This is a genomic window from Vibrio sp. 10N.222.49.C9 (assembly GCF_041474985.1).
In the GTDB taxonomy this organism is placed as follows: Bacteria; Pseudomonadota; Gammaproteobacteria; order Enterobacterales; family Vibrionaceae; genus Vibrio; species Vibrio crassostreae_C.
In genome coordinates this window covers 1-330 of the sequence record NZ_JBFRVD010001375.1, presented here as the reverse complement: position 1 = coordinate 330, position 330 = coordinate 1, and the positions used below count along the sequence as shown (strand labels likewise).

1 protein-coding gene is annotated in these 330 nt (G+C 45.2%); it reads right to left on the bottom strand.

Annotated elements, in window-relative coordinates; translation table 11 throughout:
• Positions 1-330, bottom strand: a 330-nt coding sequence (locus AB4585_RS28360) for a POTRA domain-containing protein (RefSeq protein WP_372172104.1), incomplete at both ends; no start/stop codon positions are given.

Below are 330 nucleotides of genomic sequence, written 5' to 3'. Positions count from 1 at the left end.
GTACTGCTCACCCTCATCTAAAAATAGAGTGATGTATACTCCTTTCTTATCCGGCGAGATAGCAACCTGGCTAGAGTCGACCTTAAACTTGAGGTAGCCCTGATCCAGATAGTAAGACTTCAGCGCTTCCAGATCACCGGCAAGCACTTGCTTCTGGTATTTATCATCAGCCATGAAGTTCCACCATGGCACGTTAACATTTAGGTTAAAGCGCGATAGAAGATCACTGTCTGAATAGACGGTATTACCGATGAAGTTAATCTGTTGGATCTTGGCTGAAACGCCCTCAGAGAAGACAAATTTCAAGTCAGCACGGTTACGAGGAAGAGG